Consider the following 15,767-nt stretch of genomic DNA (forward strand, 5'->3'; position numbering starts at 1 on the left):
TGGTCAATGGGAGCGAAAGACGCGGGCTCGCGCGTATCCGCTCGAATCAGCAGCCGCTCTTGCTGCCGTTCGCATCGATGATGCAGACGGCACCCGGCATTTCCTGAAGCACGCTGCGGCGAACGGTGTAGCGCTTGGCCGTACCGCCGGAAGGAATCGAGCCCGTGGAAATATTGTCGTAATCGATCGGCGTATTTGCGAGCATCCGCTTGTCGCTCTTGGATGAAAGCATCGGCGTCAGGATCAGCGTCAGCGCGATCACTGCCGTTCCGAACAGCAGCGACAGATTGAGCACGCCCGTCCGGCGGGACTGGCTCGAAACCAGATCCTTGTCCTGAACTGTCCTCCAGAAATCCTCGTCCACCATTCCAGCCTCACAAACACCTCAGAGAGCGGGGGCGACGCACCCTTCCCAAGCTTCGCCCACCACTGCTGCTCGAACCGGCGCAACCGGATAACCGGAGCGCCGAAACTGATGGGCTCGATTGTGGAGGAGGGTGATAAACTTTTGATTAATAAATCTTAGAATTTAGGGGAATTGAACGGCATGGCGGCGGATTGTCGCCCGAGCGCCCGTAATTCTCGTAAGGTAGGGCGGCGACCTAAAGCAAATCCATCAGGAAGGGAATCAGCGGCTCGTCCGCTGGCGGCATCGGATAATCTCGCAGGGCCTTGGGGCGCACCCATTTGATCACCTGGCCCTCCCGCCCTTCGGCAAATCCCTCGTAGCGCCGGCAGACATAGAGCGGCATCAGCAGGTGGAAATCGTCGTAGCTGTGGCTCGCGAAGGTCAAAGGCGCGAGGCAGGCGATCTTTGTGCGGATTCCGAGTTCCTCTTCGAGCTCGCGGATCAGCGTCTCCTCCGGCGTTTCGCCGGCCTCGACCTTGCCACCGGGGAACTCCCACAGACCGGCAAGCGACTTTCCTTCGGGCCGCTGCGCCAGGAGAATGCGCCCGTCGGAATCGACCAGTGCGCAGGCTGCAACAAGCACGATCCGCTTTCCCGATGCTTCCATACGTCAGATCCCCGGCGTGCGATAAAGGTAACGATAGACCTCGGTGAAGCCGGCCTTGCGGTAAAGCGCGATCGCCGCCTCGTTGTCGGCTTCCACCTGCAGCCAGGCCTTTTTCGCGCCGCGCAACCGCGCCCAGCGCAGCGACGCGTCGAGCAGCGCCCTGCCGACACCCTGGCGCCGCACCGATTCGGAGACCGAGAACTGCATGATGCCGGCAAGGTCGTTATCGTGGACGACGAGCGAGACGGCCGTCGGCCCGATGTCGCGATCCTCGAAAAGAAACAGGCCGCATTCGGGTTTGATCGCGGCGATGATTTCGGTCAATGCCGGTTTGATTGCCGGATCCTCCTTGCCGATCTGGATCCGGGCGTCGACGAAACGGCCGAGGTCCTTGATCGGCAGGTGATCCATGCCCTCGCCAAGCTCGCCCTGCGCAAGATCGAGCTCCAGGACCCGGCTGTGGCTGAAAGATGCCCAGCCTTCGACGTCCATGTAAGCGATGAGTTGCGGCGGCGTGAGCGGCGTCTGGCGGACGGTGAGCGGCCGGGCGTGCTCGGCAAAGCGCCGCGCCGCCTTCTCGAGCCGTATGGTGATGTCGCGGTAGTCCGATGGATCGAGCGGATTGATCGAGTTCAGCCGTTTGGACGGATGCCCGGCGGTCAGCCGGATCAGCCAGCTACCGTCGTAAAGAACCGTCGACGCAGGCCAGGCGCGAAAGCCCACCGCTTCCAGCCGCCGCACACTGGGAAGATCAACCATGCTAACTCCAACCGCCCCGCCATCGACCGGAGGCCGTCTGTCGTCCGATATCATGTCCACAGCCTCGACGCCGCGAGCGACCGCATCAGCTTCTGTAGTCACCATTGATCTCGACATACTCCTTGGTCAGGTCGCAGGTGTAGACCGTGGCCCGGCCCGGGCCGAGACCGATATCGACGCGGATCGGAATGTCCTCGCCCTTCATCACGGCTGTCGCCGCCGCTTCCGAATAGGTCGGATCGCGCTCGCCCTCGACGGCGACGCGCACGTCGCCGAACCAGATCGCCAGCCTGTCGCGCTCGGCCATCTCGCCGGATTTGCCGACCGCCATGACCACCCGGCCCCAGTTGGCGTCCTCGCCGGCAACGGCCGTCTTGACGAGCGGCGAATTGGCGATCGAAAGCGCGATGCGCTTGGCCGCGGCGTCGTTCTCGGCGCCCTCGACGGTCACTTCCACCATCTTGCGCGCGCCTTCGCCGTCGCGCACCACTTGCAGCGCCAGATCGCGCAGCAGATCATTGAGCGCGGCGCGGAAGGATTGAAGCCGCGGATCGCCCGCATCCTCGACCCTCGCCTGCCCGTCCTTTGCCGCGGCGCCGGTCGCAAACAGCATCAGCGTGTCGGAAGTGGACGTATCGCTGTCCACCGTCACGGAATTGAAGCTCGGTCCGACGCCGGCCGAAAGCAGCGCCTGGAGCGCCGCCGGAGCGATATCGGCATCGGTCACCACGAAGGAAAGCATGGTCGCCATGTCCGGCGCGATCATCCCTGCACCCTTGGCGATGCCGTTGATCGTCACTGCGACGCCGCCGATCTCGGCACTGCGCGTCGCCACCTTCGGATAGGTGTCCGTGGTCATGATCGCCTTGGCCGCCTCGAACCAGAAGTCCTCCTTGGCCGAGACCGCAAGCCCGTCGAGCACGCCGGCGAACCTGCTGGCATCCAGCGGCTCGCCGATCACGCCCGTCGACGCCAGGAAGATCTCGCCTTCGCTGCAGCCGACGGCTTTGGCCGCGGACTGCGCGGTGAGCTCTGTCGCCTCCCGCCCCTTTTTGCCGGTGAAGGCGTTGGCATTGCCCGAATTGACGACCACGGCACGTGCGCGACCGCCAGGGAGATTCTTGCGGCAGAAGTCGACCGGAGCGGACGGGCATTTCGAGCGGGTGAACACGCCGGCCACAGCCACTGGCTCGTCGAAGACCATCATCAGGACGTCTGTGCGGTTCTTGTACTTGATCCCCGCGGCGGCGGTCGCCATGCGCACACCGCGAAGGGCCGGCACTTCGGCAAAGGATTTCGGAGCGAGCGGAGAAACGGTACCGGACATGGCGAACCCTGTTTGAGAGCTTCGGATTGTTGCGAGAAATGCCCGAACGGCATTCAGCCGCCGGGCATCCTGGTCTTTTCAGCAAGCGAGAGCGTCGACGAACGCCTCCGTTCCGCTCCGCCGCGGGGCTCTTCCCGCAGGAAACCCCGGAACGCTTATTGAGCTTCGCGCGCCTTGCCGGCCTCATCATAGGCCTTCTTCAGCGCCGGGTCGGAAATGTCGACCGCAATCGCCTTTTTCGCGGCATCCAGCAGCGCAAGGTACTTGTCGCGCATGACGAGCTGACGAACCTGCTGCTCGACCTGGTCGAGCGCCGGCGGTGCCTGCGGACGCTTGTCTTCGACCAGGATCACATGGAAGCCGAACTGGGTCTTGACCGGCGTCTTTGTATAGGTGCCCTTCTCGAGCGCGAAGGCGGCCGTCTCGAATTCCGGTACCATCCGGCCCTTGGTGAAGTAGCCGAGGTCGCCGCCGTCGTCCTTGTTCGGATCGGTGGACTTGGCTTTGGCGAGTTCGACGAAGCTCTTGCCCGCATCCAGTTCCTTGATGATCGCCTTTGCCTCGTCCTCGCTCTTGACGAGGATGTGGCGGGCTTTCACTTCTTCCTGCGCAGGAATGGCGGCGATTTCCTTGTCATAGCGCGCCTTCACCTCTTCCTTCGTCACCGCATCGACGACGTGCTTCTTGAAGAAGGCATTATGAAGTTCGCGCTCGGTGAGGAAGGCGACGCGCTGCTTGAACATCGCGTCGTTCTGCAGGCCTTCCTTTTCGGCATCCTTGATGAGCAGCTTGACGTCGATGACGGCGGAAAGGGCTGCTGCGCGCTTCTGCTCGTCGGGCATGCGCTGGAGCTGCGGATCCAGGCTGGTGATCGCGAGATCAAGTTCCGACTGGCGGATCTCCTGATCGCCGACCTTTGCAACGACGGGATCGGTCCCTTCGGCGCGGGCGACGCCTGCCGCCATCATCGCGACCAGTGCCGCGGCCGCCAGGGTCTTGTATCTAGACATGTTTCTTACCTTTCACCATTGGCTGCCAGCGCGATTACCTCCGGCCCTGCCTGAGGGGCTGCACAGCACCACAATGTGGCGGTTCTGTAGCCGGCCGGCCGCGCAATTGCGTTGACATAATCCGACCCCCCTCTTATCTGTCACGCAACCTCGCGTCCAGAACAGTTTCCGGGCGTTTCACGGCGTCAGACGGTTTTTCGAGCCGGGACCTGAAACCCCCAGGGCGATAAAAAAGGAAAGGACCATTCGGATGGTCAGTCTCGGCGGCCTTGCCCGCAAGTTGTTTGGTTCCGCCAACGATCGCCGCGTGCGCGGCTACCAGGCTCGGGTGGATGCGATCAACGCTCTCGAAGCCGACATGAAGGCGCTCACCGACGAAGCGCTTGCTGCGAAGACGGCGGAGTTCCGCCGAGAGCTCGAGGCAGGCAAGACCCTCGACGACATCCTCGTACCGGCCTTCGCGGTCGTGCGCGAAGCGGCGCGCCGAGTGCTCGGCCTGCGCCCCTTCGACGTCCAGCTCATCGGCGGCATGATCCTGCACGAGCGCGCCATCTCCGAGATGAAGACCGGCGAAGGCAAGACGCTCGTCGCGACGCTGCCCGTCTACCTCAATGCGCTGGCCGGCAAGGGCGTGCATGTCGTCACCGTCAACGACTACCTCGCCCAGCGCGACGCGGGCATGATGGGCCGCGTCTACGGCTTCCTCGGCATGACGACGGGCGTGATCGTCCACGGGCTGACCGACGAGCAACGCCGCGACGCCTATGCCTGCGACGTCACCTACGCGACCAACAACGAACTCGGCTTCGACTATCTGCGCGACAACATGAAGTATGAACGCGCGCAGATGGTGCAGCGCGGTCACTTCTTCGCGATCGTCGACGAGGTGGACTCGATCCTGGTCGACGAGGCACGCACGCCGCTGATCATCTCCGGCCCGCTCGACGACCGGTCCGACCTCTACAACACGATCAACGACTTCATTCCGCTGCTCGCACCGGAAGATTACGAGATCGACGAAAAGCAGCGTTCGGCCAACTTCTCGGAGGATGGCACCGAGAAGCTCGAGAACCTGCTGCGCCAGGCCGGGCTGCTGAAGGGCGAGTCGCTCTACGACATCGAGAACGTCGCGATCGTCCACCACGTCAACAACGCGCTGAAGGCGCACAAGCTCTTCACGCGCGACAAGGACTATATCGTGCGCAATGGCGAGATCGTCATCATCGACGAGTTCACCGGCCGCATGATGCCGGGCCGCCGCTACTCCGAGGGCCAGCACCAGGCGCTCGAGGCCAAGGAGAAAGTGCAGATCCAGCCCGAGAACCAGACGCTCGCCTCGGTCACCTTCCAGAACTACTTCCGCATGTACGGGAAGCTCGCGGGCATGACCGGCACCGCGGCGACGGAAGCCGAGGAATTCGGCAATATCTACGGTCTCGAGGTAGTCGAAGTGCCGACCAACCTGCCGATCCAGCGCGCCGACGAGGACGACGAGGTCTATCGCACCGCGGGCGAGAAGTACAAGGCGATCATCGACGAGATCAAGTCGGCCCACGAACGCGGCCAGCCGATGCTCGTCGGCACCACCTCGATCGAGAAATCCGAGCTGCTCGCCGACATGCTGAAGAAGAGCGGTTTCTCGAAATTCCAGGTGCTGAACGCCCGTTACCACGAGCAGGAAGCCTTTATCGTCGCGCAGGCCGGCGTACCGGGCGCCGTCACGATCGCCACCAACATGGCCGGCCGCGGCACCGACATCCAACTCGGCGGCAACCCGGACATGCGCATCCAGCAGGAGCTGGCGGAGGTCGAGCCCGGGCCGGAGCGCGAGGCGCGCGAAAAGGCAATCCGCGAGGAGGTGCAGAAGCTCAAGGAGAAGGCGCTCGCCGCCGGCGGCCTTTATGTGCTTGCGACCGAACGGCACGAAAGCCGCCGCATCGACAACCAGCTGCGCGGCCGTTCCGGCCGTCAGGGCGACCCGGGCCGCTCGAAGTTCTACCTGTCGCTGCAGGACGACCTGATGCGCATCTTCGGCTCCGACCGCATGGACGGCATGCTGCAGAAGCTGGGGCTCAAGGAGGGCGAGGCGATCGTCCACCCGTGGATCAACAAGGCGCTCGAACGCGCCCAGAAGAAGGTTGAGGCGCGCAACTTCGACATCCGCAAGAACCTCTTGAAATATGACGACGTGCTCAACGACCAGCGCAAGGTCATTTTCGAGCAGCGTCTCGAACTGATGGACGCGGAAAGCGTCAGCGACACCGTCGCCGACATGCGCAACGAAGTGATCGAGGACATCGTCGCCAAGCGCATCCCCGAGCGGGCCTATGCCGAGAAGTGGGACGTGGAGGGCCTGAAGGCCGACGTCCAGCAGTATCTCAATCTCGAACTCCCGGTGCCCGATTGGGCCGCCGAGGAAGGCATCGCCGAGGACGACATTCTGGAGCGCGTCACGGCCGCCGCCGACAAGGCTGCCGCCGAGCGCGCGGAACGCTTCGGACCGGAAATCATGCAATATGTCGAGCGCTCGGTCGTCCTGCAGACGCTCGATCACCTCTGGCGCGAGCACATCGTCAACCTTGACCATCTCCGCTCGGTGATCGGCTTCCGCGGCTATGCCCAGCGCGACCCGCTGCAGGAATACAAGTCGGAGGCCTTCGAGCTCTTCCAGGCTTTGCTCGTCAATCTCAGGCAGGCGGTGTCGGCACAGCTGATGCGCGTCGAACTGGTGCGCGAGGCGCCGCAGGAGCCACAGCCGCTGCCGCCGATGGAGGGCCATCACTTCGACCCGATTACCGGCGAAGACGATTTCGCGCAGGCGTCGCAATTGCTTGCCGCTGCCCCGGCGAAGCGCAACACGGCCGACCCGTCCACGTGGGGCAATGTCGGGCGCAACGAGCCCTGCCCCTGCGGTTCGGGCAAGAAATACAAGCATTGCCACGGAACCTACGAAGCCTGACGAAATGCCGCCTCTGGGCGGCATTTTCATATCCGGCGAGTTGCAAGCCGCACGGCTTGCTGAACCGTTTGTTAACGCTGTTCTGGCAGAAGTGAGGCCCTGTATTGCGTAATTCAGGGTGTCTTCGTGTTGATGGCGGTATGTCAAACGGCCGGACGAATGCTGCCGTCGGCGCTGAGGCACCGCCTGTCCCCTCCGCTGCTACGGCTTCTGCCCGTTCTTACCGGCGCCGATGCCCGCAGCAGCGCGCAGCGCATGGCCCTGATCGCCTTTGCGATCCGCATCCTCAGTGCCGCAATAGCCTTCGTTTCACAGATCTTTCTCGCGCGCCTGATGGGAGAGTTCGAATATGGCATCTTCATCTTCGTCTGGGTGATGGCGGTCCTGTTCGGCAATCTGTCCTGCCTCGGACTGCACGCGGCGGTCATTCGCTTCCTGCCGGAATACTCGACCACTGCCGCGCTCGCCGAAATCCGCGGCCTGACGACGACCGCGCGCGTCTTCGCGCTCCTTTCCGCAAGCGCCTTTGCCGCCATCGGAGCAGCCGGCCTGTGGCTCTTCGGCGGGGCAATCGAAAGCTACTATCTCACGCCGCTCTATCTCGGCCTCTTCACCCTGCCGATGATTGCGCTCGGCGACGTGATGGATGGCACGGCGCGCGCCCATAGCTGGCCGATTGCGGCCTTGAGCCCGACCTACATCGTGCGGCCGCTGCTGATCCTCGCCTTCATGGTTCTGGCAACAGTCGCCGGCCTGCCGCACGACGCGCCGACGGCCATGACCGCAGCACTTGCCGCAACCTATGTGACCACGCTCGGGCAATTCGCCGCGATGATCTGGCGTCTCGACCGGCACTATGTCCGAGGCCCGATGAAAATCGAACTCGGGCGCTGGCTGCGCGTCTCCATCCCGATATTCCTCGTCGACGGTTTCGGTTTCCTGCTCACCAATTCCGACGTCGTGATCGTCGGTCTCTATCTGAAGCCCGACGACGTGGCGATCTATTTTGCCGCGGCAAAGACCATGGCGCTTGTCCATTTCGTCATGTTCGCGGTCAAGGCCGCCGCCGGCCCGCGCTTTTCAGCGGCCATGGCCGCGGATGACCGGCAGCAACTGGCGGAAATCGCCATCGAGAGCGCGCGTTGGTCCTTCTGGCCGTCGCTCGCAATCGGCTGCACCGTCGTGCTGTCAGGTCCGCTGCTGCTGTCGCTGTTCGGTCCCGCCTTCCCCGCCGGCGCGCCCCTGATGGCGATCCTGCTCGCCGGCATCCTCGCCAAGGCCTTTGTCGGCCCCGCCGAGACCCTGCTGACCATGGCCGGCCGGCAAAAGCTCTGCGTCATCCTCTATGCGGCCGCGCTCGGCGCCAATATCGCGCTGAACGTCACGCTCGTTCCGCTCTTCGGCCTGACCGGAGCGGCGACCGCGACCGCGGGCGCGATGTTCGCGGAAGCTGCCATCCTGCACATCGCGGTAAGACACACCTTTGGCTTCACGCTCCTGGCGCTTGCCGGCGCGAGCAGCGGTCATGACAAGAACGAGGCGATCAAGCCATGAGCGGCAATATCCAGTTCCCGGGAGATACGAACGGAAGGGCGAACCGCCTGCTGGGCGGATTGGCGCAACCCGGCCTCGACCCGGTGCAGGCCGAACGGACCTTGACGGTGGGGCGGCCGGGCCGCCACCTCGCGATCTATCCGGCCCGGTCCGGATACGAGCTGCAGCGGGAGCTCGATTTCCTGTCCAACCGCGCGATCGAGCCGAACGTCTTCTTCAGCGGACGCTTCCTGGCGCCGGCCATGCCGCGCCTGGAGGACCGGGTGATCCGCCTCGCCGTCATCCGCGACCACAACGAGCGCAGCAGCCGGCTGCGCTTCCTCATGCCCTTCTCGATCGAGAAGCCGGGCTTTTCGATCGGCGCGCCGATCATTCGCGGCTGGTCCAATCCCTTCGGCCCCTTGGGCGTGCCGCTTCTCGATGCGGAAGACGCCGCCGAGACGATCAGCAACCTCTACGCGGCGCTCGCCGCGCCCTCCTCCGGACTGCCGCAGGTGCTGGTGCTCCCGGATGTGCGGCTCAAGGGCAAGTTCGCGCAGCTCGCCCGCGCCGTCGCGATCGGCGAAAACCTGCCGCTGACCGTCACCGACACCTTCGAGCGGCCGATGCTCGAAAGCCTGCTCGACGGGCCGACCTATCTGCGCCAGGCGATCAGCCGCCCCCATCTCAAGGAACTCAGACGCCAGTGGAACAATCTCGAGAAACGCGGCCGGCTCGCCTATAGCGTCGCGCGTCAGCCGGAGGAGATCCGCTGGCGGCTCGAAGAGTTCCTGGCGCTCGAGGCTTCCGGCTGGAAGGGGCGCGAGCGCAGCGCCATGATCATGGACCGCTTCCGCGCCGCCTTCGCGCGGGAAGCGATCACCAATCTCGCCGAGGCCGACAGCGTGCGCATCCACACGCTCGATCTCGACGGCAAGGCGATCGCCGCGATGGTCGTGCTCATGATGGCCGGCGAGGCCTATACTTGGAAGACCGCCTATAACGAGGACTACGCGAAATATTCGCCGGGCAAGCTGCTGCTTGCCGAGCTCACCGAATGGCACCTCGACGACGCCAATATCGCCCGCTCCGATTCCTGCGCCGTGCCCGATCATCCGATGATCGCCCGTTTCTGGCAGGAGCGCGAGGAGATGGGCACGCTGGTGATCGGCCTGCAGCAGAACCGCGACCGGGACGTGCGCCAGGTCGCAGCCCAGCTCCACCTCTACCGCAACACCCGCAACATGGCGCGGCTGCTGCGCGAGAAGATACGGGCGCTGGCGGGGCGCTGATCAGGTTTCAGCGGTCGCGCGCTGCCTCCACCTCGGCAGCCGACCTCTCCCGCAGGAGCCGCCGGATCACCTTGCCCGAGGTGGTCAGCGGCAGGCTGTCGACGAACTCGATCTCGCGCGGATATTCGTGCATGGAGAGCCTGTTCTTCACCCAGTCGCGGATCCCGGCCGCGGTCTCGTCGCTGGCGGCGACACCGGGCTTCAGCACGACGTAAGCCTTGACGATCTCGGTGCGGATCGGGTCCGGCTTGCCGATCGCCGCAGCCATCTGGACCTCCGGATGTCCCGCCAGGCAATCCTCGATTTCGCCCGGGCCGATGCGGTAACCGGACGAGGTGATGACGTCGTCGTCCCGGCCGAAAAACGTGAAGTAACCCTCTTGATCCATGACGCCCTGATCGCCGGTCGTCATCCAATCACCGATGAACTTCGCCTCGGTCGCCTTTTCATTCTGCCAATAGCCGAGGAACATCACCGGATCGGGGCGCTTGACCGCCACTTGGCCCGTCGTGCCGGGCGGCAGCACGCGACCCTCGCCGTCGATGATCGCCACCTCATGACCCGGCGCCGCCTTGCCCATCGAGCCGGGCTTCAGGACGCCGAGATCGGCGGCCGACGAGATGACGATGTTGCATTCCGTCTGGCCGTAGAATTCGCTCACTTCGATGCCGAGCGCAGCCTTCGCCCATTCGAAGGTTTCGCGCCCGAGCGCTTCCCCCGCCGAGCCGATCGTCCTCAAATTGAGCCTGTAGTGATCCAGCGGTCGATCGACCGATTTCAAGAGCCTCAACGCCGTCGGCGGAATGAAGGCGTTGCGCACATCCATCTCTTCCATGATGCGGAAGGCCATGTGCGGATCGAATTTCTGCGCCGGAGAGGAAACCACCGGCACGCCGAAGTAGAGCGACGGCAGCAGCGCATTCAAAAGGCCGCCGGCCCAGGCCCAGTCGGCAGGCGTCCACATCCGGTCGCCCGGCTCGGGAAGAAAATGATGGTGGAACTGGAAGCCCGGCAGATGGCCGAGCAGCACGCGGTGGCCGTGCAGCGCCCCTTTCGGCGGCCCGGTCGTGCCGGACGTATAGATCATCAGCGCCGGATCGTCCGGTCCGGTTTCGGCGGTGTCGAAAAGCCCCTCACCCGCAGCGAGGCTGTCGAACCGTACCGTGCCGGGCAGGTCTTCGTCCTCTGCCAGCACCACCAGCCGGAGCTCCGGCAATTCGCCCCGGATCGCCTGAAGCCGCTCGTAGCCGAAGCGGTTGGTGACGATCGCCGCCGCGCCCGCGTCCTGAAGCCGATAGCTGAGCCCCTCGACGCCGAAGAGCAGCGCCAAAGGCAGGGCCACCGCGCCGCGCTTGTAGATCGCCGCATGCGCGATCGCAGCCTCGAACCCCTGCGGCAGCAGGATGGCGACGCGATCGCCCGGCTTTATGCCATGCGCGGCAAGCCCGCCGGCAAAGGCCGAAGAGCGAGCCGCAAAGGCGCCATAGGTCAACGAATGATGCGCGCCATCCGGGCTGAAATGCTGGAGGCAGACACGTTCGGGGTCGCGCGCCGCCCATGCGTCGCTGACCGCGACGCCGATGTTGAACCGCTCCGGAATCCGCCAGCGGAATTCGCGGTAGAGGTCTTCGTATGTATCGATCTTCGGTAGCATGGCCCGGACGGTGGAGTTTGCTGCAGCGCAGCAGCTAACACTTTCGCCCCGTGGAATTCAATGGGTTTGGGCTGAAGAGAACTCGGAACAGGCGCGAGGTCCGCTGACACCTTGCCTGATAGAGTGAATACGCCGTTTCCGGTATAGTCGGAGCTCGAGCGACCTCAGCCCGACCGCGGTCGGAGGTCAAAGTCGTGCCAACCCATGCTGCATGACCTCCACATGATGCTTCAGGGAGGAATATTCCATGGCAGACCCAATGCGTCCGCTGCATCCGGGAGAACCCGCGCCCTCGTTCGCGCTTGCCGCGGCCAACCTCGAAGGAATGGTCTCCCTTGCGGATTTGCGCGGCCGCCCGTTCCTGATCGGCTTCTTTCGCGGTTTGCACTGCCCGTTCTGCCGGCGTCAGGTAGAACAGCTTGCCGGCCTCCAGCCAGCGCTACGCGCCGCGGGGATCGAAACCCTGGCGGTGATCAACACGCCGGTCGAACGCGCTCGCCTCTATTTCCGCCATCGGCCGACGCCGGTAACGCTTCTGTGCGACCCGGATTGCCACACGCATCGGGCCTTCGGCGTGCCGCGTGGCGAATTCCTGCCCGATGGCAGCAGCGAGCGGCCCGAATGGCCCCATCGCGCATCGATGGCGCAGTTCGAGGCGGCTCGCATCAATCCTGCCGGCGTGTTCCCGGAGCCGTTGCAGCCCATGGAAGCCAACGCCGTCCTCAACGCAAGCGACGGCTTCGAGCTCGACGAAGCGGACAAAGCGATCTTTACCCAGCATGGCACTCAGCTCGTCGGACATTTTCTCGTCGACGCCACCGGCATCGTCGGCTGGGCGCAAATCGAGGCGCGCGACGGGCCGAACGACCTCTGCACTTTCCCCACCGCGGCGCAGATCCTTGCCGCCGCGGGCAAACTCGGAGGCTGACCCGGGACAGAAGCCCGCCGGGATATCTTTTTCGGTGTCGAAAGAGGAGATCAAGTGGTGCCCCATGCCGGGGTCGAACCAGCACTCCTTTTGGGAACTCGATTTTGAGTCGAGCGCGTCTACCAATTCCGCCAATGGGGCAAGGCTCAAGCGATATCAGCGGCTTGGGATTTACACGATCGTTTTCGCGCCGGTCAATCGAGAAATTGCGATTTTCGCAACGGCAATCACAAAAGCGTGCGGCCAGGGGCCGGTGACGGCGATTTACAGCGGAACCGAACCTACATAAGAAGACGGGCGTCGTAAACGCCGCCCGCTATGAGGTATTGATGATCGAGGCTTCCGCCGCTCACCGCCAGCAACTGCTTCTCGCGCTTATCGTCACGCTCGGCATGGCGGCGACCGTGGGCGGTGCGCTCGGTTTCGAGCATATCGGCGGCTACATCCCCTGTGCTCTCTGCCTGCTGCAGCGCGACCCCTATTACTACGCCATCCCGCTCGGCATCCTCGCCATTGCCACCAGCGTCCTGAAGCTGCCGGCCTGGACGACGCGGGCGCTGCTCCTGCTCGTCGGCATCCTGATGCTCACCGGCGCCGGGATCGGCGTCTATCACGCCGGTGCCGAATGGCATTTCTGGGAGGGTCCGTCGACCTGCGCCACGACGGCGCAGGGGATCTCCTCCAATGTCGGCGACCTGCTCGGCGACCTTGACGCCAAGCACGCCCCTTCCTGCACGGAAGCCGCCCTGCGTATACTTGGCCTGTCCTTTGCTGGATGGAACGTCATCGCCAGCCTGATCCTCGCGGCGATCGCGCTGCGTGGCGCCGCCAAGGCGTAAGGTCGCTCACGCCAATGCAGCTTGCCCCGCCCGCGTATCGGCCGGGAAGGCATTCGCATTGACGTGAAATCGGGCACCGCCGCCTTACGGCTGCAGTTCGACATCCCAGTAGAGATAGTCCATCCAGCTCTCGTGCAGATGGTTCGGCGGGAAGAGCCGGCCATTGTTGTGGAGGTCCTGCACGGTCGGCTGATAGGGCTTCTGATGCGGGAACATGTGGGCCTGCTTCGGCAGCTTGCTGCCCTTGCGCAGGTTGCAGGGCGAACAGGCGGCCACGACATTTTCCCAGGTCGTCTGCCCGCCGTGGGCGCGCGGCACCACGTGGTCGAAGGTCAGATCGTCCGGGGATCCGCAATACTGGCACTCGAACTTGTCACGCAGGAAGACGTTGAACCGGGTGAAGGCCGGAAAGCGCGACGGCTGGACATAGCTCTTCAGGCAGACGACGCTCGGCAGCCGCATCGAGAAGCTTGGCGAAGAGACGGAATGTTCGTATTCGGCAAGGATTATCACACGGTCGAGAAAGACCGCCTTGATCGCGTCCTGCCAGGACCAGAGCGACAAGGGATAGTAACTCAGCGGCCGATAGTCGGCGTTCAGCACAAGCGCCGGCAAGGCCTGAGGTGAGACTGCAATCGTCAAGCGTATTCTCCTGAGCGATTCGGCATCTGCATCTTCTATATTAGGCCCGTTGCGACAGGATTGTGAAGCCGGAAAGAAAATCCGAACAATGAATTCGCTTTTTTCTTCAAGGCGTCACGGGAAGCGCATCACGCCGCATCTCACGCGCATAATAGGCCCAGAAGAGCCGGGCCGCGACGCTGCGCCAGGGGGACCAGAAGGCAGCGAGCGAATCGACCTCGGCTGCCGTCGGACGCAGCTCGAAACCGAGCGCGTGGCCTATGGCGTTCTGCAGCGCCACGTCGCCGGCCGGAAAGACGTCCGGATGGCCGGCGCAGAAGAGCAGATAGACCTCCGCCGTCCAGCGCCCGACGCCCTTGATCGCGGTCAGTTCGTGGATTGCTGCCACCGCCTCGATGTCACAAATGCCGTCGAGGTCGATTTCGCCGGCCACGGTCGCCGCCGCCACCCGCCGCAAAGTATCGGCCTTGGCGCGGGAAAGTCCGAACTGCCGGCAGTCGTCGTCCTGAAGGGAAAGCACGGCGGCAGCGCTGATCTCGCCGAGCGCACCCTCCATGCGCTTCCAGATCGCCGCCGCACTCGCCTTGGAGACCATTTGCGAAACGATGATATTGGCAAGGCCGCGATAGCCCGGATCCGTGCGCCGGAGCGGCACCGGACCCGCCTTGTCGATGACATGTTCGAGGCGCGCGTCGAGCATCACCAGGCCGGCGAGGCCGGCCTCGATGTCGTCGATCGTCCGAATGATCCGCATGCGCCCTCCCACCGCGTGTTTCCTGGATCGTATCCGATTCAAGGACAAAAACATGCAGCAATTCAAAGTACTGCAGCGTCCTTTCACGCGTCTGAAAAGACGCTGGGCGCCGTAGAAAGCGGATGACCTTCATACCGCTTCCGTGGCAAAGGAGCACGATGCCCGTTCCGCCGCCAGCACGACCCGTTTTCCGCTTCGCCCCCAGCCCGAACGGCTTGCTTCATCTCGGCCACGCGCTATCGGCAATCATCAACCACGACAGGGCGGCCGCGGCGGGCGGACGCTTCCTCATCCGGATCGAGGATATCGATAGAACCCGCTGCCGTCCGGAATTTGAAACGGCGATCTTCGAGGATCTCGCCTGGCTGGGACTGAGTTGGGAACGACCGGTGCGGCGTCAATCCGATCATCTCGATCTCTATGGGGCGGCGCTCCAGCGCTTGAGGGACCTGGGTCTTGTCTATCCCTCCGTCATGACCCGCGGCGAGATCAAGGCGGCGGTAGCCGTCTACGAGGCGGGCGGTCAGGCATGGCCACGCGACCCGGATGGAACGGCGCTCTATCCGGGTCACGAGCGTGACCTGTCGGCAAGCCGGCAGGAGGCGCTCGCCATGAGCGGTCGTGCTCACGCCTGGCGTCTCGACGTGGCGAAGGCAGTCAGCCTGTTTGCCGGGCCGATCACATGGCGCGAAACCGGGGCGGGCCCCGCCGGCGAAACCGGCCTGATCGCGGCGGACCCGGCCGCCTGGGGCGACGTCGTCCTGTCGCGCTCGGACGCACCCTCGAGCTATCATCTTTCAGTGGTGGTCGATGACGCCCTGCAGGGCATCACCCATGTCGTGCGCGGTCGCGACCTCTACCACGCGACCTCCGTTCACCGCCTTCTCCAGCGGCTCCTCGACCTGCCGGAGCCGGTCTACCATCATCACCGTCTCATCCTCGGGCCGGACGGCAGGAAACTGTCGAAAAGCAACGGGGACACGGGCATCGCCGCCTTTCGCGCCGCCGGCCGCTCGCCGGCGGAACTGCGCGCTATGATTGGCGTGCAATAGCG

General features: G+C 64.2%; 14 protein-coding genes and 1 tRNA gene. 6 read left to right on the forward strand and 9 right to left on the reverse strand.

What is annotated here, in order from left to right; translation table 11 throughout:
* Positions 1 to 46: 46 nt before the first annotated feature.
* The 5 genes from RHIBR816_RS0104780 to RHIBR816_RS0104800 all read right to left on the reverse strand — a co-directional run bounded on the left by RHIBR816_RS0104780 (position 47) and on the right by RHIBR816_RS0104800 (position 4,112).
* Entirely contained in the window at positions 47 to 367 is a 321-nt protein-coding gene (locus RHIBR816_RS0104780) for a hypothetical protein (RefSeq protein WP_018235395.1), read from the reverse strand.
* Positions 368 to 602: 235 nt separating this feature from the next.
* Entirely contained in the window at positions 603 to 1,016 is a 414-nt protein-coding gene (gene mutT / locus RHIBR816_RS0104785) for an 8-oxo-dGTP diphosphatase MutT (protein WP_018235396.1), read from the reverse strand.
* 3 nt (positions 1,017 to 1,019) lie between these two features.
* Positions 1,020 to 1,829 carry an N-acetyltransferase gene (locus tag RHIBR816_RS0104790; RefSeq protein WP_034814924.1) on the reverse strand — a complete coding sequence of 270 codons (810 nt, stop codon included), beginning with the start codon at positions 1,827 to 1,829 and terminating at the stop codon, positions 1,020 to 1,022.
* Positions 1,830 to 1,860: 31 nt separating this feature from the next.
* Complete coding sequence (argJ, locus tag RHIBR816_RS0104795) at positions 1,861 to 3,102, reverse strand: bifunctional glutamate N-acetyltransferase/amino-acid acetyltransferase ArgJ (protein ID WP_018235398.1); 1,242 nt, start codon at positions 3,100 to 3,102, stop codon at positions 1,861 to 1,863.
* Between the two features lie 155 nt (positions 3,103 to 3,257).
* Complete coding sequence (locus tag RHIBR816_RS0104800; protein ID WP_018235399.1) at positions 3,258 to 4,112, reverse strand: peptidylprolyl isomerase; 855 nt, start codon at positions 4,110 to 4,112, stop codon at positions 3,258 to 3,260.
* Between the two features lie 250 nt (positions 4,113 to 4,362).
* On the opposite strand from RHIBR816_RS0104800, the gene secA reads away from it, so the two are divergent.
* From secA to RHIBR816_RS0104815, 3 genes are all read left to right on the forward strand, one after another.
* Positions 4,363 to 7,071 (forward strand): preprotein translocase subunit SecA, encoded by a 2,709-nt coding sequence (gene secA / locus RHIBR816_RS0104805; RefSeq protein ID WP_018235400.1) that lies wholly within the window; start codon positions 4,363 to 4,365, stop codon positions 7,069 to 7,071.
* Between the two features lie 159 nt (positions 7,072 to 7,230).
* A complete protein-coding gene (locus RHIBR816_RS0104810; RefSeq protein ID WP_018235401.1) occupies positions 7,231 to 8,625 on the forward strand; it encodes a lipopolysaccharide biosynthesis protein in 1,395 nt (464 codons plus the stop codon).
* Positions 8,622 to 9,896, forward strand: a complete 1,275-nt coding sequence (locus tag RHIBR816_RS0104815) for a GNAT family N-acetyltransferase (protein ID WP_018235402.1) — start codon at positions 8,622 to 8,624, stop codon at positions 9,894 to 9,896. The genes RHIBR816_RS0104810 and RHIBR816_RS0104815 overlap by 4 nt, the downstream gene beginning before the upstream one ends.
* Before the next feature lie 7 nt (positions 9,897 to 9,903).
* On the opposite strand, the gene RHIBR816_RS0104820 is transcribed toward RHIBR816_RS0104815, so the two are convergent.
* Positions 9,904 to 11,550 carry an AMP-binding protein gene (locus tag RHIBR816_RS0104820; RefSeq protein ID WP_018235403.1) on the reverse strand — a complete coding sequence of 549 codons (1,647 nt, stop codon included), beginning with the start codon at positions 11,548 to 11,550 and terminating at the stop codon, positions 9,904 to 9,906.
* A 247-nt stretch (positions 11,551 to 11,797) separates the two neighbouring features.
* Here RHIBR816_RS0104820 and RHIBR816_RS0104825 point away from each other — a divergent pair, with 247 nt between their 5' ends.
* Positions 11,798 to 12,478 (forward strand): redoxin domain-containing protein, encoded by a 681-nt coding sequence (locus tag RHIBR816_RS0104825; protein ID WP_026186645.1) that lies wholly within the window; start codon positions 11,798 to 11,800, stop codon positions 12,476 to 12,478.
* Between the two features lie 55 nt (positions 12,479 to 12,533).
* Here RHIBR816_RS0104825 and RHIBR816_RS0104830 read toward each other — a convergent pair.
* Positions 12,534 to 12,619 (reverse strand) — tRNA-Leu (locus tag RHIBR816_RS0104830).
* Positions 12,620 to 12,807: 188 nt separating this feature from the next.
* Between RHIBR816_RS0104830 and RHIBR816_RS0104835 the strand changes: the two genes are divergently transcribed.
* Positions 12,808 to 13,317 (forward strand): disulfide bond formation protein B, encoded by a 510-nt coding sequence (locus RHIBR816_RS0104835; protein ID WP_018235405.1) that lies wholly within the window; start codon positions 12,808 to 12,810, stop codon positions 13,315 to 13,317.
* A gap of 84 nt (positions 13,318 to 13,401) precedes the next feature.
* Here the strand turns inward: RHIBR816_RS0104835 and RHIBR816_RS0104840 are convergent, their stop codons facing one another.
* Entirely contained in the window at positions 13,402 to 13,959 is a 558-nt protein-coding gene (locus RHIBR816_RS0104840; protein ID WP_018235406.1) for an HNH endonuclease, read from the reverse strand.
* 106 nt (positions 13,960 to 14,065) lie between these two features.
* Complete coding sequence (locus RHIBR816_RS0104845; protein WP_018235407.1) at positions 14,066 to 14,713, reverse strand: DNA-3-methyladenine glycosylase; 648 nt, start codon at positions 14,711 to 14,713, stop codon at positions 14,066 to 14,068.
* 158 nt (positions 14,714 to 14,871) lie between these two features.
* Here RHIBR816_RS0104845 and gluQRS point away from each other — a divergent pair, with 158 nt between their 5' ends.
* On the forward strand, positions 14,872 to 15,765 hold the full coding sequence (gene gluQRS, locus RHIBR816_RS0104850; protein ID WP_026186646.1) for a tRNA glutamyl-Q(34) synthetase GluQRS: 894 nt from the start codon (positions 14,872 to 14,874) through the stop codon (positions 15,763 to 15,765).
* Positions 15,766 to 15,767 lie beyond the last annotated feature (2 nt).

The sequence above is a fragment of the Ensifer sp. BR816 genome, assembly GCF_000378985.1.
Taxonomy (GTDB): domain Bacteria; phylum Pseudomonadota; class Alphaproteobacteria; order Rhizobiales; family Rhizobiaceae; genus Sinorhizobium.